This is a genomic window from Caballeronia sp. PC1, from assembly GCF_021353155.1.
Classification (GTDB): domain Bacteria; phylum Pseudomonadota; class Gammaproteobacteria; order Burkholderiales; family Burkholderiaceae; genus Caballeronia; species Caballeronia cordobensis.
Genome location: NZ_JAJUBH010000002.1, coordinates 864838 through 886613, shown reverse-complemented (window position 1 = coordinate 886613; position 21776 = coordinate 864838). Strand labels below are relative to the sequence as shown.

The 21776-nt window shown below is 64.1% G+C and carries 20 protein-coding genes; 11 read left to right on the top strand and 9 right to left on the bottom strand.

Annotated elements, in window-relative coordinates; genetic code table 11:
* Nucleotides 1-12: 12 nt before the first annotated feature.
* From nirD to LY284_RS19965, 8 genes are all read left to right on the top strand, one after another.
* On the top strand, nucleotides 13-357 hold the full coding sequence (gene nirD / locus LY284_RS20000; RefSeq protein WP_014251036.1) for a nitrite reductase small subunit NirD: 345 nt from the start codon (nucleotides 13-15) through the stop codon (nucleotides 355-357).
* On the top strand, nucleotides 354-1628 hold the full coding sequence (locus LY284_RS19995; protein WP_233387747.1) for an NAD(P)/FAD-dependent oxidoreductase: 1275 nt from the start codon (nucleotides 354-356) through the stop codon (nucleotides 1626-1628). Before nirD ends, LY284_RS19995 begins: the two co-directional genes overlap by 4 nt.
* Entirely contained in the window at nucleotides 1619-4345 is a 2727-nt protein-coding gene (locus LY284_RS19990) for a nitrate reductase (RefSeq protein ID WP_233387746.1), read from the top strand. The genes LY284_RS19995 and LY284_RS19990 overlap by 10 nt, the downstream gene beginning before the upstream one ends.
* Nucleotides 4346-4652: 307 nt before the next feature.
* Nucleotides 4653-4829 (top strand): hypothetical protein, encoded by a 177-nt coding sequence (locus LY284_RS19985; protein WP_233387745.1) that lies wholly within the window; start codon nucleotides 4653-4655, stop codon nucleotides 4827-4829.
* Between the two features lie 190 nt (nucleotides 4830-5019).
* Nucleotides 5020-5370 (top strand): hypothetical protein, encoded by a 351-nt coding sequence (locus tag LY284_RS19980; RefSeq protein ID WP_014251033.1) that lies wholly within the window; start codon nucleotides 5020-5022, stop codon nucleotides 5368-5370.
* Nucleotides 5371-5492: 122 nt separating this feature from the next.
* The gene (locus LY284_RS19975; protein ID WP_041732215.1) at nucleotides 5493-5840 is read left to right on the top strand and encodes a hypothetical protein; all 348 of its coding nucleotides are present in this window, start codon (nucleotides 5493-5495) and stop codon (nucleotides 5838-5840) included.
* 144 nt (nucleotides 5841-5984) lie between these two features.
* Nucleotides 5985-6989 (top strand): hypothetical protein, encoded by a 1005-nt coding sequence (locus tag LY284_RS19970; RefSeq protein WP_041731751.1) that lies wholly within the window; start codon nucleotides 5985-5987, stop codon nucleotides 6987-6989.
* Nucleotides 6990-7142: 153 nt separating this feature from the next.
* Nucleotides 7143-7769, top strand: a complete 627-nt coding sequence (locus tag LY284_RS19965; protein ID WP_053569856.1) for a hypothetical protein — start codon at nucleotides 7143-7145, stop codon at nucleotides 7767-7769.
* Between the two features lie 16 nt (nucleotides 7770-7785).
* On the opposite strand, the gene LY284_RS19960 is transcribed toward LY284_RS19965, so the two are convergent.
* From LY284_RS19960 to LY284_RS19935, 6 genes are all read right to left on the bottom strand, one after another.
* Nucleotides 7786-9279 (bottom strand): heavy metal sensor histidine kinase, encoded by a 1494-nt coding sequence (locus tag LY284_RS19960; protein WP_014251029.1) that lies wholly within the window; start codon nucleotides 9277-9279, stop codon nucleotides 7786-7788.
* The gene (locus LY284_RS19955) at nucleotides 9276-9989 is read right to left on the bottom strand and encodes a heavy metal response regulator transcription factor (protein ID WP_233387744.1); all 714 of its coding nucleotides are present in this window, start codon (nucleotides 9987-9989) and stop codon (nucleotides 9276-9278) included. The genes LY284_RS19960 and LY284_RS19955 overlap by 4 nt, the downstream gene beginning before the upstream one ends.
* Before the next feature lie 96 nt (nucleotides 9990-10085).
* Nucleotides 10086-11534, bottom strand: coding sequence for an efflux transporter outer membrane subunit (locus tag LY284_RS19950; protein WP_233387743.1), 1449 nt, complete (start codon nucleotides 11532-11534; stop codon nucleotides 10086-10088).
* A complete protein-coding gene (locus LY284_RS19945; RefSeq protein ID WP_233387742.1) occupies nucleotides 11531-12754 on the bottom strand; it encodes an efflux RND transporter periplasmic adaptor subunit in 1224 nt (407 codons plus the stop codon). Before LY284_RS19945 ends, LY284_RS19950 begins: the two co-directional genes overlap by 4 nt.
* 21 nt (nucleotides 12755-12775) lie before the next feature.
* The gene (locus LY284_RS19940) at nucleotides 12776-15961 is read right to left on the bottom strand and encodes an efflux RND transporter permease subunit (protein ID WP_233387741.1); all 3186 of its coding nucleotides are present in this window, start codon (nucleotides 15959-15961) and stop codon (nucleotides 12776-12778) included.
* A gap of 250 nt (nucleotides 15962-16211) precedes the next feature.
* On the bottom strand, nucleotides 16212-16481 hold the full coding sequence (locus LY284_RS19935; protein WP_014251024.1) for a DUF4148 domain-containing protein: 270 nt from the start codon (nucleotides 16479-16481) through the stop codon (nucleotides 16212-16214).
* A 283-nt stretch (nucleotides 16482-16764) separates the two neighbouring features.
* Between LY284_RS19935 and LY284_RS19930 the strand changes: the two genes are divergently transcribed.
* Complete coding sequence (locus LY284_RS19930; protein WP_233387740.1) at nucleotides 16765-18096, top strand: Nramp family divalent metal transporter; 1332 nt, start codon at nucleotides 16765-16767, stop codon at nucleotides 18094-18096.
* 61 nt (nucleotides 18097-18157) lie between these two features.
* Here the strand turns inward: LY284_RS19930 and motB are convergent, their stop codons facing one another.
* Nucleotides 18158-19135: a flagellar motor protein MotB gene (motB, locus tag LY284_RS19925; RefSeq protein WP_053569543.1), complete on the bottom strand. Its 978-nt coding sequence runs from the start codon at nucleotides 19133-19135 to the stop codon at nucleotides 18158-18160.
* 28 nt (nucleotides 19136-19163) lie between these two features.
* Complete coding sequence (gene motA / locus LY284_RS19920; protein WP_014251021.1) at nucleotides 19164-20036, bottom strand: flagellar motor stator protein MotA; 873 nt, start codon at nucleotides 20034-20036, stop codon at nucleotides 19164-19166.
* Nucleotides 20037-20271: 235 nt separating this feature from the next.
* Here motA and LY284_RS19915 point away from each other — a divergent pair, with 235 nt between their 5' ends.
* Both LY284_RS19915 and LY284_RS19910 read left to right on the top strand, forming a co-directional pair.
* Nucleotides 20272-21090 (top strand): helix-turn-helix domain-containing protein, encoded by an 819-nt coding sequence (locus tag LY284_RS19915; protein ID WP_041731749.1) that lies wholly within the window; start codon nucleotides 20272-20274, stop codon nucleotides 21088-21090.
* A gap of 128 nt (nucleotides 21091-21218) precedes the next feature.
* Nucleotides 21219-21491, top strand: coding sequence for a hypothetical protein (locus tag LY284_RS19910; RefSeq protein ID WP_041731748.1), 273 nt, complete (start codon nucleotides 21219-21221; stop codon nucleotides 21489-21491).
* 88 nt (nucleotides 21492-21579) lie between these two features.
* On the opposite strand, the gene LY284_RS19905 is transcribed toward LY284_RS19910, so the two are convergent.
* Nucleotides 21580-21747 (bottom strand): hypothetical protein, encoded by a 168-nt coding sequence (locus LY284_RS19905; protein WP_156903131.1) that lies wholly within the window; start codon nucleotides 21745-21747, stop codon nucleotides 21580-21582.
* Nucleotides 21748-21776: the final 29 nt, after the last annotated feature.

Genomic DNA, 21776 nt, shown 5'->3' with positions numbered 1-21776 from the left:
GAGAAAAACATCATGAACGACCGCATCGAACAGGACTGGACCGCCGTGTGCGAACTCGACGACATCGTGCCCGATACGGGCGTGTGCGCGCTCGTGAAGGGCACGCAGGTCGCGGTGTTTCATCTCGCGGGCGAAGACGCGGCCCTCTATGCGATCGACAACTACGATCCGCATTCGCAGGCGGCGGTGCTCTCGCGCGGCATTGTGGGCAGCGTGGGCGAGCGCATCGTGGTGGCCTCGCCGATCTACAAGCAGCACTTCGATCTGCGCACCGGCGAATGCCTCGAAGCGCCGGAGCTTTCGGTGAGCGCGTATCGCGTGAAGGTCGCGGGCGGCAAGGTCTGGGTCGCCGCATGAAGACGGAATATGCGGTTGCGGCCATCGCGTCTCTGAACGCGCCGCCGGTGGCGCGGCAGCGCCTGGTCGTCGTCGGCAACGGCATGGCGGGCATGCGCACGGTCGAAGAGTTGCTGAAGATCGCGCCCGATCTGTACGACATCACCGTGTTCGGCGCGGAGCCGTACGGCAACTACAACCGCATTCTGCTGTCGCCGGTGCTTGCGGGCGAGAAGCGCGTCGACGATATCATTCTCAACACGCGCGAGTGGTACGACGCGAACGGCATCACGCTGCATGCGGGCGACGCCGTGACCGAAATCGATCGCGTGCGGCGCATCGTGCGCTCGGAGAAGGGCGTCGAGGCGCGTTACGACCGCCTGCTGATCGCGACCGGTTCGAAGCCGTTCATCATTCCGGTGCCCGGTTGCGATCTCCCCGGCGTGATCGCATTCAGGGATATTCAGGATGTCGAAACGATGCTCGACGCGGCGCGCGATCATCGTCATGCGGTGATCATCGGCGGCGGCCTGCTCGGGCTCGAAGCGGCGAACGGCTTGCAGCGGCAGGGCATGTCGGTGACGGTCGTGCATGCGACCGATAGCCTGATGGATCGTCAACTCGACGCGAGCGCGGCCGCCTTGCTCAAACGCTCGCTCGAAGCAAAGGGGCTGCGCTTCGCCATGGCCGCGCAGACCACCGCGATCATCGGCGACGACCGCGTGCGCGCGGTGCGCTTCGCCGACGGCACGCAGATCGACGCCGACCTCGTCGTGATGACCGCGGGCGTGCGCCCGAATATCGCGCTGGCTCAGGCGTCGGGCCTGCATTGCGAACGCGCGATCGTCGTCGACGACACGCTGCAGACCTTCGATCCGCGCGTCTATGCGGTGGGCGAGTGTGTGCAGCATCGTTCGGCGACCTTCGGTCTCGTCGCACCGATCTGGGATCAGGCGCGCGTGGCGGGCGCGCATCTCGCGGGCGCGGGGCATCGCCGCTATGTGCAGCGCGCGACGGCGACCAAGCTCAAGGTCACCGGCGTCGATCTCTATTCCGCGGGCGATTTCATCGGCGGCGACGGCAGCGAGGATCTCGTGCTGCGCGATCCGCGACGCGGCGTCTACAAGCGGCTCGTGCTGCAGGCGGGACGTCTGATCGGCGCGGTGCTGTATGGCGACGTGAAAGACGGCGGCTGGTACTTCGATCTCATTCAGGACCGCGCGGATGTCTCGCATCTGCGTGGCAGACTGTTGTTCGGCAAGGCGCTTTGCGAAAGTGAGATTTGCAATTGAGCATCCCAATCGTTCCAGTCAAAACCACGTGCCCTTATTGCGGCGTCGGCTGCGGTGTTCAGGCGTCGCCGAAGAGCGCGACGGAAGTCGTTATCGCCGGCGATGAAGTCCATCCGTCCAACTTCGGCCGCCTGTGCGTGAAAGGCTCGGCGCTCGGCGATACGGTCGGGCTCGAGGGCCGTCTGCTCAATCCGAAACGGCGCGACAAGATCACCGGCGTACTCGCCGACGTTTCATGGGACGACGCTATCGGCACAGTGGCGGACGGCTTCGCGCGTATCGTCGAAGCGCACGGTCCGGACGCGGTCGCGCTGTATGTATCGGGCCAGTTGCTCACCGAGGATTACTACGTCGCCAACAAGCTGATGAAGGGCTATATCGGCAGCGCGAACATCGATACGAACTCGCGGCTGTGCATGTCGTCGTCGGTGGCGGGGCACAAGCGCGCGTTCGGCGAAGACCTCGTGCCGATGAGCTACGAAGATCTCGAAGGCGCGGATCTCATCGTGCTCGTCGGCTCGAATACGGCATGGTGTCATCCGATTCTTTTCCAGCGCATCGTGAAGATGAAGGAGACGCGGCCCGATACGAAGATCGTCGTGATCGATCCGCGTCACACCGCGACGTGCGAGATGGCGGACCTGCATCTGCCGCTCAAGCCGGGCAGCGACGTGCGGCTCTTCAACGGCCTGCTGGCCTTTCTCGCGGAACACGGCGCGACGGATGCGTCTTTCGTCGATGCGCACACCCAGGGCTTCGACGCGGCGCTTGCGGCGGCCGGGCCTTGCGATCTCGCGCAAACCGCGAAGGACTGCAAGCTCGATCAGCACGACCTGATGACGTTCTATCGCCTGTTCGCACGCACCGAGCGCGTGGTGACGGTGTATTCGCAAGGCGTGAACCAGTCGAGCGCGGGCACGGACAAGGTCAACGGCATCATCAACTGCCATTTGCTGACGGGGCGTATCGGTAAGCCGGGCATGGGGCCGTTCTCGTTCACCGGGCAGCCGAACGCGATGGGCGGACGCGAAGTCGGCGGTCTCGCCAATACGCTCGCGGCGCATCTGGAGTTCGGCGATTCGGTGCACGGCGACATCGTGCAGACGTTCTGGTCCTCGCCGAAGATCGCGCAACGTGCGGGCCTGAAGGCCGTCGACTTGTTCGATGCGATCGAAGCGGGCCGCGTGAAAGCCGTGTGGATCATGGGCACGAATCCGGTCGTGAGCCTGCCGGACGGCGACCGCGTGAAGCGCGCGCTCGAACAGTGCGAGCTCGTCGTGGCCTCGGACATCGTCGAGAAGACGGATACGAACGCCGTCGCCGATGTGCTGCTGCCCGCGCTCGGCTGGGGCGAAAAAGACGGCACGGTGACGAATTCGGAGCGGCGCATCTCGCGCCAGCGCGCCTTCCTTCCGGCGCCGGGCAATGCGCGCGCCGACTGGCGCATCGTTTGCGACGTGGCGCGGCGCATGGGTTTTGCAGGTTTCGATTTCGCGGGACCGGACGAGATTTTCGATGAGCACGCGCGTCTGTCTTCGTATCGCAACGATGCGTCCACGGGCGTCTATCGCGCGTTCAACGTGGGCGGCCTGGCCGGCATGAGCCGCGCGCAATACGACGCGCTGAAGCCGGTTCAGTGGCCTTTGCTCGCAGCGGGCGAAGAGGGCGCTGCGCGTCTTTTCGAAGATGGCCGCTTCAGCCATGCGGACGGCCGCGCGCGCTTCATCGCGACGGTGCCGCGCGCTCCGGTCAACGCGCCCGACGAAGACCATCCGCTCGTGCTCAACACGGGCCGCGTGCGCGACCAATGGCACACGATGACGCGCACGGGCCGCTCCGCGAAGCTCGCGGGGCATATCGGCGAATCGTTCATCGACATGCATCCGCAGGACGCGCTTGCCTGCGGCGTGCGCGAGGGCGAGCTCGCGCGCGTGGCGAGCCGCTGGGGTTCGATGGTCGCGCGCGTGCAGCACGGCGGCGGCATGCCGCGCGGCAGCGTCTTCGTGCCGATTCACTGGAACGATCAGGTCGCCTCCGATGCGCGCGTCGGCGCGGTGGTCAATCCCGTGGTCGATCCGGTATCGGGCGAACCGGAGTTCAAGCACACGCCGGTGTCGGTCGAAAAATTCCACGTCGCATGGCATGGGTTTTCGCTCTCACGCAGCACGCCCGATCTCGACCGCGTCACGCACTGGACGCGCGTGCATGGCACGCGTTTCGTGCGCTTCGAAATGGCGGGCCGCAATCGCTTCGATGTGGCGCATGGCGATCATCACGACTGGGCGCGCGGGCTCTTTCATATCGACGATCATCACGCGGACTGGATCGAATACGAGGACAAGAGCGCGGGCGTGTATCGCGCGGCGCATCTCGTGGACGACCGCATCGAGAGTTGCGTGTTCATCTCCGAGCGGCCCGATCTTCCCGCGCGCGCGTGGCTTGCGAGTCTCTTCGAAAAAGACCGTCTCGACGACGACGACCGCGCGAGCCTCCTGCTCGGCCAGCCGGCGGCCAAGGGCGAAGACACCGGGCCGACGGTGTGTTCGTGCTTCGGCGTCGGACGCAATACGATCTGCAGCGCGATCCGCGAGAAGGGGCTGAAGAGCGCCGCGGAGATCACGGCGTGCCTCAAGGCGGGCGGCAATTGCGGGTCGTGCGTGCCGGAGTTGAAGAAGCTCATCGTCGAAACGGAAATGGCGCGGCTCAGCACGGTCTGATTGCCGGAGTGCTGCTTGGGTCCGATGCACGAACGCGGGCGAGATATCGTCCGCGTTTTTGTTTTTTGAGCGCCGCATCTTGATACGGATCCGTGGAAACCCGCGAAAACAGGGCGTTTGCGGGCCTCTGGTCTGTTCATATGAGCGCTGGCCAACCAAATTTCTCACGATTTGGTGTGACGTGAAGTTTAGTGTTGCCTGCCCCACGCTTGACGCTTTTCATCTTCCGTACAGTCACCTCAAAACACAGGCACATAAAAAAGACCAGGTGCCTGAAACAACATAAAAGCGTGTTACGGGGATTGCGATGAAGAAGAACGCAAAGCAAATCGACAGAGCGGAAGGCCTGCGCGCCGTGATCCGCTCGACGGGCACCATCAGCCCGTCTCAAGCCAGCCTCGACCTGACCGACTCGATGCACGAACGACGACTTCGTCCGATCGAAGTGCGCGCCGCTTCGGCTTTCGCATCGATTCCGATCTGATTCATCCGCGCCCGAAGCGCGAGCCTCTTTCAAACACCCGCTGAATTTTGCACACCGTTTCACCCAGGCGAAATTCAGGCAGGCGAATGAAATAGGAATACTAACGAAGTAGTTTTCACTGCCGTGCCAGCTACATACCGGCGTCGATGTAGCAGGGAATTACCGTGCGCCTTCACTTGGAGACATCACCATGCAACGCAAACTGATCGCAGCAGCCGCCGCTCTTTCGCTCGTTTCCGCCGCTGCTTTCGCAACGGGCACGAACTCCAGCTCGAGCTCGACGTCGGGCGGCACCTCCGCCGCCGCCGTGTACGGCTTCGGCTCGTTCACCGCGACCAACGCCGGCATCGCCAACGGCCACGCATCGGCCACGGCAGGACAAGGCCACGGCGTAACGGGCAACACGACCAATGCAACGACCGGCCACATCAACACGACGTCGGCGAGCGGCAAGGGCTTCGGCGGTTCGACGGCAACGGGCGTCTCGGGCGCCGACGCCGCGGCGAACGCCTGGAGCAAGCTCGGTGGCGGCTGGCGTTAAGCACCCCGTGAAGGACCGCGGACTTCGCCGCAACGGGGTTCGCTTGGTCCTACCGGTGTGAACGTGGTTCGAACAACAAAAAACGAAATCCAATCTTACCGATTCGATAAGGAATGCAAATCATGAAACGCACTCTCATCGCTGCCGCACTGCTCTCGCTGGTCTCCGTCTCCGCGATGGCCACGGGCACGAACTCCAGCTCGAGCTCGACCTCGGGCGGCTCGACCTCCGCTTCGGTCTCGGGCTTCGGCCACTTCACCGCCAGCAACTACGGCACGGCCAACGGCAACGCGCAGTCGGTCGCCGGCAACATGTTCGGCGTGACGGGCAACAAGACCAACGCCACGACCAGCCACACCAACACGTCGAACGTCGGCGGATTCGGACACGGCACGTCGTCGGCAGGCGGCACCTCGGGCGCGGACGCAGCGGCCAATGCATGGAGCAAGCTCGGCGGCGGCTGGCGCTAAGCCGACCGTGAGCCACGGCAGGGGCGGCGTCATCACGAGACGCGTGCTTGCGCGACACCGCCTTTGCCGAATCTATAAAAAAACTCTAAGCCGTCCGGGGTCGTCATGTGCCGTGACGTTCCCCTTTCCTTCCGGAGAACCAAAATGAACAAGACCACTTTGCAACTGGCATGTGCGGTGCTGTTCTGCGCAGCGCAACTTGCCCACGCTGACACCACGGCCAATTCCTCGTCGGGCTCCGTCTCGGGGTCGACCTCGACCGGCATCGGTCAGGGCGGCGGATCGAGCCTGAATAACATCGGCACGTCGGCGAATTCGACGGCCAACACCAGTTCCAATTCATCGTCGGTCGGCGGCCTGGGCGTGGCGAACGCCAACGGCGGCCGTTCGTCGGCGCAAGGCGGTTCGTCGAACGTCAACATCTCGCTTTCCATGCCGGCGCTCGCAAATTCCAGCACGGGCGCGAACGGCTCGGGCTCCGCCGGCACGGGCTCCACCAGCGGCACGGACGCGACCGGCAAGGCCTCCACCGGCCCCGGCACGAGCGCGTTCGACACGCGCACGACCGTCGATTACAACCAGAGCTCGTACTCGGTGCGCACGACGCCGTCGATCGCCGCGCCCGCGCTCACGACGACGCTTTCCGATACCTGCATGGGCTCGGCGAGCTTCGGCCTGTCGATCACGGGCTTCGGCGCGACCGGCGGCACGACGCTCGTCGATCAGGCTTGCGTGCGCCGTCTCGATGCGCGTGAATTCCGCGCGATGGGCCTGACCGATGTCGCGCTCGCGCTCCTGTGCCAGAGCGATGCGAATCGCCGCGCGGTGGAAGCGACCGGCCATCTGTGCCCGGGCACGACCACGCCGCTCGCGAAGTCGGGCGCGGACGCCGTTCTTTCGGATGACGAAAAGTTTCGCGATCCGCTGATTCGCGCGCGCCTCGGCCTGCCCGTGACCGCCGCGAACAATCCGGACGTCAACCTGAAGACGCAGGACGCCGCCAAGCAGGCGCAGCCCGCGCCCGCGAAGCAGGTTGCGCAGCCGACGCCGGTCGCGGCCCGGGCGTACGATAAGGCTGACGTGTCGGATGGCGTCGAAGTGGCGAGCACGCCCATCGGCGAAAAGATCGAAGTCTCGCTGGTGCAGTGAGGAAGCGGTACATCCAGGGCTCAATTGCGCTCTGGAGCAGAAGAGGCGCGCCCGAGCGATCGGGCCGTCTCTCCCTTTGAAGGGTTGGCTCTGAAAGACTGGTCCCGGAGAGTCAACCCTCGTTTTCCCGCTTAGGTTTGCATGAGGCAGGCGATGAAAAGTCAGAAGAAAACAGCGGCCATCGCGCTCGCGGCGGCGGCGATGATCTCGATGATGCCGATGCACGCACACGCCGACGCCAGCGGCGGCCTGATCTGGGCCGCGAACCCGGCGGGGGTGCAGGCGATGCCCGACGCGCAGGCGCTCGCGCTCTTGCCTTCGAGCGGTTACGTGCCCTTGGAGACCGCAGGCGGCAAGTGCCTGCTCGTCGCGCGGCGCGGCACGAAGATCGTCGCGGTCGAATTGTCGCCGCTTGCGATCGGCACGAAGATCATCGGATGGAAGCCGCAGGAAATCGACATGAGCACGCTCACGTCGAAGTGGGGCTACGTGCCGCCGAAATCGTCGATCGATACGAAGAGCTTCGGCAATCCCGTTACGAACACCCTCTCCGCGCAGAGCAAGACCGATACGTCGAAGGGCGGAACGTTCGCGCGCGCGAGCAGCTGGAGCAACGGCAACGTGGAAGCGCATAGCAGCGCGATCGCCTCGGCCAACGGCGAGACGGAAGCCGCCGAATCCGTGACGGTGAACGGCAAGACGTATCGCAAATACAGCCATTTCAAGCCGGCCACGGCAGACGCGCCGGTCGCGGCATCGGACGAATATTTCTGTCAGTGAAGCGCGCGGCCGCGCCTCATGTCGCGGCGGATTTCGTTTCGACGACCGGCGGAACTGGCAGCGCCACATCGTGCGTCGGCCGCGTCTCGTTGCCGAAACGCGCGACCGAGAACGAGAACGTGTTGATGCCGTTCGCGCTCGTCGCGGACACCGTGCCGCGATGCATTTCCGCCACCGCCTTGACGATGGCGAGCCCGAGGCCGTGATTCTCGCGGCTGTTCGTGCGCGAACTTTCCGCGCGATAGAAACGGTCGAAGAGATGCGCCATCACATGCGGCTGAATCGGCTCGCCCGGATTGGCCACCGCAATGCGCACGCGTCCATGTTCGCGCGTGACCGAGACGGCGATCGTCGCACCGGGCGCGCAATGCTGAATCGCGTTCATCACGAGATTGGTCAGCGCGCGTCCGAATAGCGACGTGTTGACGAAAGCGCGGGCGTCGCCGCTTGCGGTCGCACCGACCTGCGCTTCTTCCAGCGGAATCTCGAGAAACTCCAGCGTGCGATTGACTTCCGCCGCGAGCGACACTTCGACGAGCCCCGTCGCGCGTTCGCCCTGATCGGCGCGCGCCAGAAACAGCATGTCGTTGATGATCGCGCGCACGCGTTCGAACTCTTCGAGATTCGATTGCAGCGTATGACGCAGTTCGTCGATGGAGCGATCGCGCGTCAACGCCACTTCCGTCTGACCGATGAGGATCGTGACGGGCGTGCGCAATTCGTGCGCGACATCGGCGTTGAAGGATTCGAGCCGCCCGTAGGCGTGATCGAGCCGTTCGAGCGCGCCATTGAAAGACTTCGCGAGATCTTCGAGCTCCATGGGCAGCGCGCGCGTGTTGAGGCGTTGCGAGCGGTTGGTCGGACTCAGCTTCGATGCATCGCGCGTGAGCCGCGTGAGCGGCGCGAGACCGAGACGCGCGACGGAATAGCTGAGCAGCAGCACCGCGACGGTCGAGAGCGCCATGAACGCGGCGAGCGCGAGACCGAACGCGCGCATCGTGTGAACGTTGGGCGAACAGTCGATCGCGACGAAGAGCTGCAAGGGCGGACGGTCCGCGTTCGGCGGAATCGTCAGCGTGGTCATCAGCATGTCGTAGGCGCGGTCTTTGGGGCGAAAGCGTTCATAGCCGCCCAGCACGCGTTTGATGACGCGGCCCTCGGGCGGCGCGCCGTACTCGAAGCGCGGGTCATTGCTCGACACGGCGAACAGCGTGGAGCCGTCGCGCGGCGTGATGTCCGCGAGCTTCTCTTTGGCGATCTTCCACTTGTCCGGGTTCGATACGTGCGTGACGATGAGCCGGGCAATTTCCGCGCGATTGTCGAGCGAGTCGCGCAAGTGCTGCTCCAGTTGCACGCGCAGCACGAGAAAGAGCCCTGAGCCGACGAGCGAAAACACGAACAGCGCAACGAGCGCGAACATCACGGCGAGACGCCGCGAGATGGAGCGCTGCGTGCGCGGTTCGTTCGCGTCGCTGCGCTCGTGCGGCGACGACGTCCACTGCGTGTTCATGATGGTCTCGCATCTTCCCTGGCGTCGCGCGTGTCGCGGACTTCGCGCACTTCGAGCACGTAGCCCATGCCGCGCACGGTATGCAGCAGTTTCGTGCGGAACGGTCCGTCGAGTTTCGCGCGCAAACGCTTGATCGCCGTTTCGACGACGTTCGTGTGGCTTTCGAAATCGACTTCCCAGACGAGTTCGGTGATCGCGGTCTTCGACAGAAAATCGCCGTGACGGCGCGCGAGCACGGAGAGCAGTTGAAACTCTTTCGCGGTGAGATCGAGCCGCACGCCATCGCGCGTCGCGCGCCGGCCGATCAGATCGACATACAGATCGCCCACGGAGATGAGCGTGGATTCCTGCGCGCGCGTGCGGCGTGCGAGCGCGTGCAGCCGCTCGACCAGTTCGAGGAACGAGAAGGGCTTGGTCAGATAATCGTCCGCGCCTTCGCGCAAGCCGCGCACGCGATCGTTGATGTGATCGCGCGCGGTGAGCATGATGACGGGCGTGGACTTCTGCATGCGCAGCGCCTTCAGCACCGCGAAGCCGTCGCGTCTTGGCAGCATGACGTCCAGCACGATCACGTCGTAGTCGTATTCGATGGCGAGATGCGTGCCTTCCTCGCCGTCCATCGCGACATCGACGACCCAGCCTTGCTCGGTCAACCCCGAGCGCAGGTAATCCACCACTTTATGTTCGTCTTCGACTATCAGGACTTTCATGCCTGGCACCTGTGCGCGTTCAGTGTGTGCTTACCGTGTTGTTCAACTGCTCACTATACGAGCCTCGCGGGCTTCGTGCTTGTTTTGCTTACGTTTCTACTGGCTCTGACGCGTCGAGTCCGCGACTTTTTCCGCGTCGTTCGCGTCCCAGCCGCCGCCCAGTGCCTTCACCAGCGCCACCGACGTGGTGCGCTGCTGGCCGCGAATCTGCACATCCTGACGCTGGCTCGTGAGCAATTGCTGCTGTGCCGTGATGACGTCGAGATACGCGACGAGGCCGCCGGAATAACGGTCGTTCGCAAGCGACAGCAAGCGTTGCGCGTCGACCACCGCCGCATGCGATTGCTTCGCCGCGCCATCCAGCACCGACAATCCGACGATGCCGTCCTGCACTTGCTGAAACGCGCCGAGCACCGTCTGCCGATAATTCGCGACCGCCGCGGCGTATCCTTCGTTGGCGAAATCGACGCCCGCCGCGCGCCGTCCGCCATCGAACACGACCTGGCTCGCCATCGTGCCGATGGTCCACAAGAGACTCGGCGCGGAAATCAGGCTTGAAAACGCAGTGCTTTCCCAGCCGATCGTGCCGTTCAGCGTGACGCTCGGAAAGAACGCAGCCTTGGCGACGCCGATCTGCGCATTGGCCGCGGCCATCGCGCGCTCGGCCGAGGCAACGTCGGGCCTGCGTTGCAGCACGTCGCTGGGCACGCCGAGCGGAATCGGCGGCAGCGCGGCGTCGTCCAGCGCGGGGGCGATATCGAATTGCGGCGCGGGCGTGCCGACGAGCGCGGCGATCGCATGCTCGAACTGCGCGCGCTGATTCACGAGCAGTTGCGCCTGCACGCGCGTCTGGTCGAGCAGCGCCTGCTGCTGCAAGACGTCGAGGCCCGACACGGCGCCCAGATCGTGCTGCGCTTTCACATAGTCGAGCGCTTTCTTCTGCAGATCGACGGAGCGGTTCAGCACGTCGATTTCCGCGTCGAGCTCGCGCATCGAAAAGTAATCGCTCGCGAGATCGGTCGTGAGCACGAGGCGCGCATTGGCGAGATCGTCGCGCGACTGATCGGCGCTCGCATGCGCGGCTTCCACTTCGCGCCGGATGCGGCCGAAGAGATCGACGTCGTAATTGACGCTCGGCGCGAGCTTCAAATCGTTCTGCACTGTAGAACTGCTCGGCGTCGCGTAGTTGGTGACGGGCCGGTTGCGCGATACGCGCGTGCGCGAGGCGTTCGCGCCGAGATCGACTTCGGGCAGCGCGAGCGCCGATGTTTGTGCCAGCGTCGCGCGGGCCTGCGCGTAATGCGCGCTCGCGGCGGCGAGCGTCTGATTCTGCGCGAGCGCCTGCGTTTCGAGGCCGCTCAGCGTGGCGTCGCTGAAAGACTGCCACCAGTCGAGCGCGAGCGGCGCATGCGAAGGCTCGCCCACGCGCCAGTACGAATCCGTTTTCCAGTCGGGCGGGGTCTCGGCGACGGGTCGGCGATAATCCGGCCCGACCGTGCAGGCCGCGAGCATCGTTACCAGCGTCAGGCAAAGCGCGGCTTTCATGATGCGGCCTTGCTGCCCGTCGCGGGCTGAGCGACGACGACATGATCGCCGTCCGCGATCGAATCGCTCGGATTGATGATGACCTTGTCGCTTGCATCGACGCCGCTTTCGATTTCGAGCGATTGCCCGAGATCCTGCGCGATCACGACCTTGTGAAGATGCACGACACCGTTCGCATCCACGACCGCGAGACGCGGGCCTTCCGCGCGAAACAGCAGCGCGTTGCCCGGCACGAGCAGGCGCGCATGGGCGGCGGCGGGCAGCGACACCTGCACATACGCGCCGGGACGCAGGCGGCCATCGGGATTGGGCAGCGTCACTTCGATCTGCAAGGAGCGCGTGGGCACGTCGATCGCGCCGGAGACATGCGTGATCTTGCCGTGGAACTGCTCGCCCGGCAGCTCGGCCTGCGTCACGGTCACGTCCTGACCGACGCGCGCGCTCTGCGCATACGCCTGCGGCATCTGCACGAACACGCGCAACGGATCGGACTGCGCGAGCGCGAAGAGCGCGCGGCTCGTGCCGCTGCCCGCATCGATGAGGTCGCCGACATCCACGTTGCGCTGCGTGACGACGCCCGCGAACGGCGCGACGATGCGCTTGAACGATTCGAGCTGACGCAGACGCTTCACGTTGGCATCGGCGGCGGCGAGATTCGCGACGTCCTGGTTGTAGGTGCTCTGACGTTCGTCGAGCTCCTGCTGCGAGACCGCGTCGCGCTCACGCAATTGCTGCCAGCGTTGCAGCGAGCTTTTCGCAAGCCCCAGGCTCGATGCGGTCTGATCGCGCTGCGCGACCGCCTGCGCGAGCTCCTGATCGATCTCGGGCGTATCGAGATCGGCGAGCAACTGGCCTTGCTTCACGCGCGCGCCGATATCGACATACCAGTGCAGCAGATAGCCCGTCGCGCGTGCGTAGATCGGCGATTCGACGAAGCCGCGCAAGGTGCCCGGCAAGGTCGTTTCGCCGCCGCCGTCGGTCTGCGTGGGCGCGACGACATTCACGTATTGCTGCGCGTTTTGCTGCGTGCGCGCGGTCATCGAGCGGTTGTGCATCATGTCGCTGACGACGGTGCGCGCGGCGCCGATCGCGAGCAGCGCGAGCACGATGACGAGCGCGATCTTCGCGCGTTTCCATTCGACATTGCGCGGCGGCAGCGCGGGCCCTTCGTTCGGGTCGCGTGCGGGAATCGCAAGCGATGCGTGGTTCTTTTCGGTCATGTTCGTCTTGATGCTGTGATGTCAGTGGTGTCCGCTGCCGTCTTCGAGTTGCGAGGGATGCTTGCGATCCGCGCGGCGGGCGAGGCGCGCATGAATGCCCGCGAAGACGAGCGGCACGAAAAAGAGCGTGGAAACCGTGGCGAACAACAGGCCGCCGATCACCGCGCGGCCGAGCGGCGCGTTCTGCTCCGCGCCTTCGCCGAGACCGAGCGCCATCGGCACCATGCCGATGATCATCGCGAACGCGGTCATCAGCACGGGACGGATGCGGCTCGCGCCCGCTTCGAGCGCGGCGGTGAGCGGCGGCATGCCGGCATTCAAACGCTGGCGCGCGAACGAAACCATCAGAATGCTGTTTGCGGTGGCGACGCCCATCGTCATGATCGCTCCGGTGAGCGCGGGCACGGAGAGATGCGTGCCGGTGAGAAAGAGCATCCAGATGATGCCCGCGAGCGCGGCGGGCAACGCGCTCACGATGATGAGCGGATCGACCCACGACTGGAAGTTCACGACGATCAGGAGATACACGAGCACGATCGCCATCGCAACGCCGAGACCGAGGCCGACGAACGACGTGCGCATGGTCTCGACCTGTCCGCGCACGACGATCTGGCTGCCGCGCGGAAGCGTCTTGCGCGCTTCATCGACGAGATGGTTCACCTGCCGCGCGACGCCGCCGAGATCGCGTCCTTCCACGCTGACGAAAAGATCGATCACGGGCCGGATGTTGTAGTGCGTGACCACGGCGAACTGCGTCTGCGGCGAGAGGCGCACGAGATTGCCGAGCAGTTGCGTGGGACCGTTGAGCGATGCGGAGACGGGCGTGCGCAGCAATTCGTCGATCGATGAAACCTGATACTGCGGCGTCTGCACCGCGAGGTTGTATTCGACGCCATTGCGCGGATTGAACCAGAAACCCGGCGCGGTCTGCGAACTGCCCGACAGCGAGACGAGCACGTTCTGCGCGACGTTGCTTGCGGAAAGATTCAGTTGCTGCAGGCGCGTGCGGTCCATTTGCAGATCGATCGCGGGCTCGTCGAGCTTCTGCTGAATGTGCGTATCGACATTGCCGGGAATCATGCGGATCTGCTTCATCAGCTTGCTCGCGGCTTCGAAGTTCGCCTTGCCGTTCTGCCCTTGAATCTGCACGTCGATGGCGGCGGGCAAACCGAAGTTCAGAATCTGCGTGACGATATCCGCGGGTTGAAAGAAGAACTCGACGCCGGGAAAGCGGCGCGGCAAGAGCGCACGCAATTCGTCGATGTACTTCTGCGTCGGCGCGTGATTTTCCTTGAGTGCGACCTGAATCTCGCCATCGAGCGTGCCGATCGTGCCCGCGTTGCTGTACGAGAGATTGATGCCGCTATACGGCAGGCCGAGGTTATCGAGGATCGTTGCGAGCTCGTCTTGCGGCACGATTTGGCGCACGACCTTTTCGACTTCGTCGGCGAGCCGCGCGGTTTCCTCGATGCGTGTGCCGGTGGGCGCGCGCATGTGCATGCGGATATCGCCCGCATCGACGCTCGGGAAGAAGTCTTCGCCGAGCACGAACACGAGGCCCGCCGAGAGCAGGCAGAAGCCGAGAAAGAGCGTGGCGAAGCGGCGCCGGCGCACGAGCAGCGTCGAGAGAATCACGATATACGCGCCGCGCATGCGCTCGAAGCCGCGATCGAAGCGGCGATGCAGGCGCATGAAGAGATTCGGCTTCGCCTTTGAATCGGGGGCGTGCGCGTGGCCCATCAGGAGCATGGCGAGCGTCGGCACGAGCGTGCGCGAGAGGATGTACGACGCCAGCATCGCGAACACGACGGCTTCGGCGAGCGGCACGAACAGGAATTTGGCGACGCCGGTGAGGAAGAACATCGGCACGAATACGATGCAGATGCACAACGTCGACACCAGCGCGGGCACGGCGATTTCGCCCGCGCCTTCGAGAATCGCGTCGTGCAGATTCGTGCCCATGTGCAGATGCCGCTCGATGTTTTCGATCGTCACCGTGGCATCGTCGACGAGAATGCCGACCGCGAGCGCGAGGCCGCCCAGCGTCATGATGTTGATGGTTTGCCCGAGCGCATGCAGCACGATCAGCGACGAGAGGATCGAAAGCGGAATCGAGATCGCGATGATGCAGGTGCTGCGCCAGTTGCCGAGAAAGAGCAGGATCATCGCGGCGGTGAGCGCGGCGGCGATCAGCGCTTCACGCACGACGCCTTGCACGGCGGCCTTCACGAACACGGACTGATCGAAGAGCGCGCTGATCTTGAGATCCGGCGGCAGCGATGCGCGCGCTTGCGGCAACAGGTCCTGCAACGTGTTGACGATGGAAAGCGTCGACGCGGTGCCGTTCTTCAGCACGGAGATCAGCACGCCGCGCCGGCCGTCCTGCCGCACGATATTGGTCTGCGGCGAGAAGCCGTCGCGCACGTGCGCGACTTCGCGCAGGTAGGTGGTCGCGCCATTGATCGTGCGCACCGGGATATCGTTCAGGCCCGCGACGGTCGCGGGCGAGCCGTTCATGTTGATCGTGTATTCCTTCGGGCCGATCTTCGCGGTGCCCGTCGGCAAGATCAGGTTTTGCGCATTGACGGCCTGCACGACGTCGGTCGGCGTGAGGCCCTTGGCGAGCAGGGCGCGCGTATCGAGATCGACGGAAACAAGGCGCGTCTTGCCGCCATACGGATAAGGCACCGCCGCGCCGGGAATCGTGACGAGCTGCGGGCGCAGGAAGTTGAGCGCGGTGTCGTTGAGATCCTGCTCCGACTGCTTCGGGCTCGACAGACCGAGCTGGATCACCGGAATGCTCGACGCCGAATAGCTGATGACGAGCGGCGGCGTCGCGCCCGGCGGCATCTGCTTCAGCTGCGCCTGCTCGACCGCGACAGTCTGCGCAATCGCCGTCTGAATGTTCGCGGTGGGCTGCAAGAAGAGCTTGATGATCGCGATGCCTTGCAGCGATTGCGACTCGATGTGCTCGATGTTGTTCACCGTGGTCGTGAGGCTGCGCTCGTTGACCGACGTGATGCGATTGGCCATGTCCTGCGCGGAAAGGCCCGTGTAGTTCCAGATGATGCTGACGACGGGAATATCGATTTCGGGCAGCACGTCCACCGGAGTCGTCATCAGGACGAAGGGCGTGGCGAGCAGAATCATGATGGCCATCACGATGAACGTGTAGGGCCGTTTAAGCGCAACGTTGACTATCCACATTGAGTCGTTCGGAAGATGCTGGGGAAGGGCGCTGCGAAAGAGGCGAGCAAGGCGTGCGGTTCGCCATCGGTGTCGCTATGTTAGTGGCCGAGTGCCAACGACAATATGACGTGAATATGGCGCGTCCGTCAGATTAGGCGTTTTGAAAGAAAGCTTGCGAAAGCGCGCGGTCAGGGCCGCGCGCGTTGTTCAACTGCATTGGGAATAGCACGGCTTCAATGCAGGTAACGTTCTGCATTGGGCAGCGCCGTTACTGCGCGTTCTGCTGCGCCGGGGCCTGGCCGGATGCGGACGTGCCCTCCGGCGATGCGCCGTAGGCGGTCGATGACTGCAGCTTTTCTTCTGCTGCCTGGATGTTGTCCGGATAGAAAGCGTCGCGCTCGGACGGGTTATAGCCCGCCTGCTCGACGCGTTGCAGGTCCTGCTTGACCTGTGCGCGCGTGAGGCCTTCGCTTTGTGCGAGCGCGGCGAGCGGCGCGGCGGCAAGCGCGACGACGGCGATGCGTGTGATCAGTTTCATGGCGTACTCCTCATGCGATTGAAGGATGGACGCGGCGTGCGGCTGCGCGATGTGCAGCATCGGCACGGCCGCCACGGCCACCCTCGAATTCTATTTGTCGTACCGTGACGACATGCTGGCGATCACATGGCGCTTTGGTCAGATTGGAACGCGTGCTGAACGCGCTGCACAGCGAAGATAAGGGGCGTCTGTGATTGTGCGCAGCCGATGTTAGACTCGCCCGCGTGAGGCCTTCTGTAAGCCTTGTCTTGCGCGTCCCGGACACCGCATCAGGAACCATAAATTGCCGTTCAATCTGCCGACCACGGCCACCGCGCCGTTCTGCCCATCCGAAGTCAAAGGCTCCGTCGCGGTTTCGCCGCACGCGCCGCTATGGAAAAAGCTATTGCAGTTCGCGGGGCCGGGCTTGCTCATTTCCATCGGCTATATGGATCCGGGCAACTGGGCCACGGATATCGAAGCCGGCTCGCGTTACGGCTATAACCTGCTGTTCGTCGTCGTGCTGTCGAGTCTCGCGGCGATGGTGCTGCAATGTCTTTCGATGCGGCTTGGCATCGTCACCGGCAAGGACCTCGCGCAATTGTCGCGCGAGCGCTATGCCAAGCCGGTCGCGAATGCGCAATGGATGTTCGCGGAGATATCGATCATTGCGTGCGATCTCGCCGAAGTGCTCGGCGGCGCGCTCGCCTTTCATTTGCTGTTCGGCGTCTCGCTGATATGGGGCGTGGTGCTGACGGCTTTCGATACGCTCATCGTGCTCGGACTCAAGGGCAAAAACTTTCGCGATCTCGAAGCGATCATGCTCGGTCTCATCGCGACGATCGGCGTGGGGTATGTCATCGAGCTCTTTCTCGTGAAACCGCATTGGCCCTCGGTGGCGGCGGGGCTCGTGCCGTCGCTTCATGCGTTGAGCGATCGCGAACCGCTCTATCTCGCGATCGGCATTCTCGGCGCGACCGTGATGCCGCATAACCTGTATCTGCATTCGTCGATCGTGCAGACGCGCGTGGTCGATCGCGATGCGAAAAGCCTTGCATCGGCGATCACGCTCTCACGGCTCGACACGATCGTGTCGCTCATTCTTGCCTTGCTCATCAACGCGGCCATCTTGATTCTCGCGGCATCGGCGTTTCATGCAACCGGGCATACGCAAGTCACCGAGATCGAAGATGCGTACAAGCTGCTTGCGCCGATCGTCGGCACCGGTCTCGCCGCGGTTCTGTTCGCGGTCACGCTGTTCGCTTCCGGACAAAGCTCGACCTTCACCGGAACGATCGCCGGGCAGGTCATCATGGAAGGCTTTCTGCGGCTGAAGATTCCGTGTTATCAGCGCAGATTCATCACGCGGGCGCTCGCGCTCGTGCCGGCGTTGATCGGCGTGTATCTGATGGGCAATGGCGCGGTCGGCAAGCTGCTCGTCGCGAGTCAGGTGGTGTTGAGCCTGCAACTGCCGTTCGCGCTTTATCCGCTGATTCGCATGACGAGCGATCGCACCTTGATGGGCGAGTTCGCGAACAGGACATATATGAAACTCGTCGCGTGGCTGCTGTTTGCGGTGATCAGCGCGGCGAATGCGTGGCTCGTGGTGCAGACGGTGGCGGACTGGCTCGCCTGAATGAAAAAGCGCCATGCATCTTTCGAATGCATGGCGCTTCGTCGAAGCTATCCGTTTCGCCTTACTTCATCGCGACCGATACATTCGGCTTCGCCGCGACCGCCGCCGGAATGGCGCCATCCACAGGCTTCGTCTCGTCCACCGTCGTGCGCCCGCCATCGCGGAAGAATGCCTGTTCGGCCGCCTTGTTCAGCACGAGAATGCTGATCCGCCGATTGGTCGGCTCATCGACGACATCTTTATTCAGCGGCAATACATCGGCAAGACCGCGCACCTGCAGCACCTTGCTTTCCTTCATGCCGCCCGCAACCAGCGCGCGCCGTGCGGCATTCGCGCGCTCGCCCGACAGCTCCCAGTTCGAATAGCCCGCCTGACCGCCGGAATAGGGCACGGCGTCGGTATGGCCCGCGATCGACACGCGGTTATCGACATCGTTCAGCGATGCGCCGATGTTCGTCAGAATCGTCGTCACATAACTTTCGAGCCTGAAGCTGCCCGAAGCGAACATCGGCCGCTTGAGCGAATCGACGATCTCGATGCGCAAGCCTTCGCTCGTGATCGCAATGCGAATCTGGTCCTTATACGCGCGCAGCGCGGGCATTTGCTCGATGAGCGCCATGAGCTTCTGCTTGAGTTGCTGCAACTTCTGCAGATCGTCCATTGCCACGGCCGCACGCGCGATGCTCTGCGGTACCGGCTGCGTCTGGCTCTTCTTGCCTTCGCCGGGACGCGTGCTCGACAAATCCTTGCCGCCGCCCGTGATGACGCTCGTGTGCGCCGACGCGCCGCCGTCGTTGCCGAACAGCGCGGAGAGCGGCGTGTTGAAGTATTGCTCGATGCCTTCCTTGTCGTACTTCGACGTCGAGCCGAGCAGCCACATCAGCAGAAAGAACGCCATCATCGCCGTGACGAAGTCGGCATAGGCGATCTTCCATGCGCCGCCATGATGACCGTGGCCGTGCGCCTTCTTCTTGCGCTTCACCACGACGGTGGGCGCAAGCACGGATTGCAGCGGATCGCGTGAGGGTTTCTCAGCCATGTGCGTGTTCCTCGTGGCTCATCTCGTCTTAGCTCGCCGCCTTCGGCATCTTGGTCGCGCGTACCGCGTCGTCGAGTTCCTTGAAGCTCGGGCGATCGGCGGTGAAGAGCACCTTGCGGCCGAACTCGACGGCGATCGTCGGGGCGTAGCCGTTCATCGATGCGAGCAGCACGGACTTCACGCACTGGAACGGCTTGGCTTCGGCCGCGCCCTTCGCATTGAGCAGGTCCGCGAGCGGGCCGATAAAGCCATACGCCAGCAGAATGCCGAGGAACGTGCCGACCAGCGCGCCCGCGATCATCTCGCCGAGCACGGCGGGCGCGGCGCCCACCGAGCCCATCGTGTGCACGACGCCCATCACCGCGGCGACGATGCCGAACGCGGGCAGGCCGTCGGCCATCTTCTGGATCGCGTTCGCGGCCACCGAGCTTTCGGTGTGATGCGTTTCGAGCTCTTCGTCCATCAGGTCCTGCATTTCGAGCGCGTTGACATTGCCCGCCGACATCATGCGCAAATAGTCGACGATGAAATCGAGCAGATGATGATCCGCCATCACATGCTCGTACTTCTGGAAGACCGGGCTCGATTCGGGTGCATCGACGTCGGCTTCGAGCGCCATCATTCCTTCCTTGCGCGCCTTTTGCAGCAGTTCGTAGAGCAGCGCGATCAGCGCGACGTATTTCTCTTTCGTGTAGCCGCCGCCCTTGAACGCCTTCGGGATCGACTGCAAGGTTTTCTTGAGCGTGGCCGTGGGATTCGATACGACGAACGCGCCGATCGCCGCGCCGAAAATACACAGCAGCTCGAACGGTTGCACGAGCGCGGCGAGGTGGCCGCCGACGCCGATGAAGCTTCCGATCACCGAGCCGATGACCACCACCCATCCGATGATGACAAACATGTTTTCTCCGCCAATGTCCGGGCGCCGCGGGCAGTGCGCGCTCGGGCTTGAGACGCGCACGACTCGCGACGCATTGTTCGCTTGTTGTGGGGCTTATCGGCTCGAAATGGCCGAAGATTAAGGGTGTCGCGCGCAAGTTTTTCTGCGCAAATGTTTGCGCGGCAAATCTTACGTCCGTTCGCCATGACGTCGCAGGTAATGGATCGTGCGCGAGGCATCGACTAACATCGGTCGCATGAACTCGACCCTCGTTGCTCCCATCGTTCAATCGACTGTCGGCACGCTGTTGCGCGAATGGCGTCAGCGCCGGCGCATGAGCCAGCTCGATCTCGCCGGCGTGGCGGACGTTTCCACGCGCCATCTGAGTTTCGTCGAATCGGGCCGCTCGCTGCCGAGCCGCGACATGCTGATGCGCCTCGCCGAGCAGCTCGAGGTGCCGCTGCGCGAGCGCAACACGCTGATGGTCGCGGCCGGTTATGCGCCGCTTTATCGCGAGCGCGCGCTTGCCGATCCGCAACTCGCGGCGGCGCGGCGCGCGGTCGATCTCGTGCTGAAAGGGCACGAGCCGTATCCCGCGCTCGCCGTCGATCGCCACTGGACGATGATCGCGGCCAACACGGCGCTCGCGCCGCTCGTCGCCTCGGCGCATGCGGAACTGCTCGCGCCGCCGGTGAACGTGCTGCGCCTGTCGATGCATCCGCGAGGCCTCGCGAATGTCATCGAGAACTGGCACGAATGGCGCGCGCATCTGCTCGCGCGGCTTTCCCGGCAGGTGGAAGTATCCGGCGATGCGACGCTCGCCGCGCTGCTCGCGGAACTCGACGCGTATCCCGCGCCCGCGCATGCGCGGCATGCATCGCGCGGCGACGCCGATCCGGTCGTCGTGCCCTTGCGCATGCGCACGCCGCACGGCGTCCTGTCGTTCTTCAGCACGACGACCGTTTTCGGCACGCCCGTCGATATCACGTTGTCGGAACTCGCGATCGAAGCCTTCTTTCCCGCCGACGACGCCACCGCCGATATCCTGCGCGCCCTGGCCGATGCGCGACGCTGAGCTTGCGCCGCGTCGCGCATGCTTACAGAATTGAACCTGGCGGCAAGGTGCGAATCTATGAGAAGACGGGCCGCGCGGAGCATGCGCGGCCTTTGTCAGCTTTTGTCCAACCAACGCGGAAGACAGCGATGATTCAAACATTCGAGCAAGTAATCGGCGGGCAAAAGATGCAGTTCTGCGCGAGTCTCGCGGAAGGCGGCGGGCCGGCGCGTGTGATCATCAGCCGGGCGGATTCGGCGGAGTCGCTCGTGATCGTCGAAGCGGACGGCATCATCGGCGCGATCAAGGCGGAAGTGGAAGCGCCTGCGTCCCTCGTCGCCGATGCCGTGCGCAAGGCGCAACAGGAAGCGCTGATCGAGCGCGCGCTGGAAACCGGCGCCGTGCAGACCACGAGCCTGTAGGCGTTTTCCGGCGCAGGAAGAAAAGATGCCCGCGCGGCTCGTCGAGCCGCGCGGGCATTGCCTTATGCGCGCTTAGTGCGCTGGCGGCTCACATGCGCGGCTCGCCGTTTTTCGGATCGGCGGGCACCATCGGCGTCGCCGAATCCGGGCCGTCGGGCATGTCCGGATCGTCCGGGTTCGGCGGGGCGTCCGGGTCGAGCAGCTTGTCCGGGTCCGGTTCGAGCGGCTCCTCGGGGGAGCGGGGCATCGTCGACATGGTGTTCTCCTCAGGAAGATGGCGCGCTC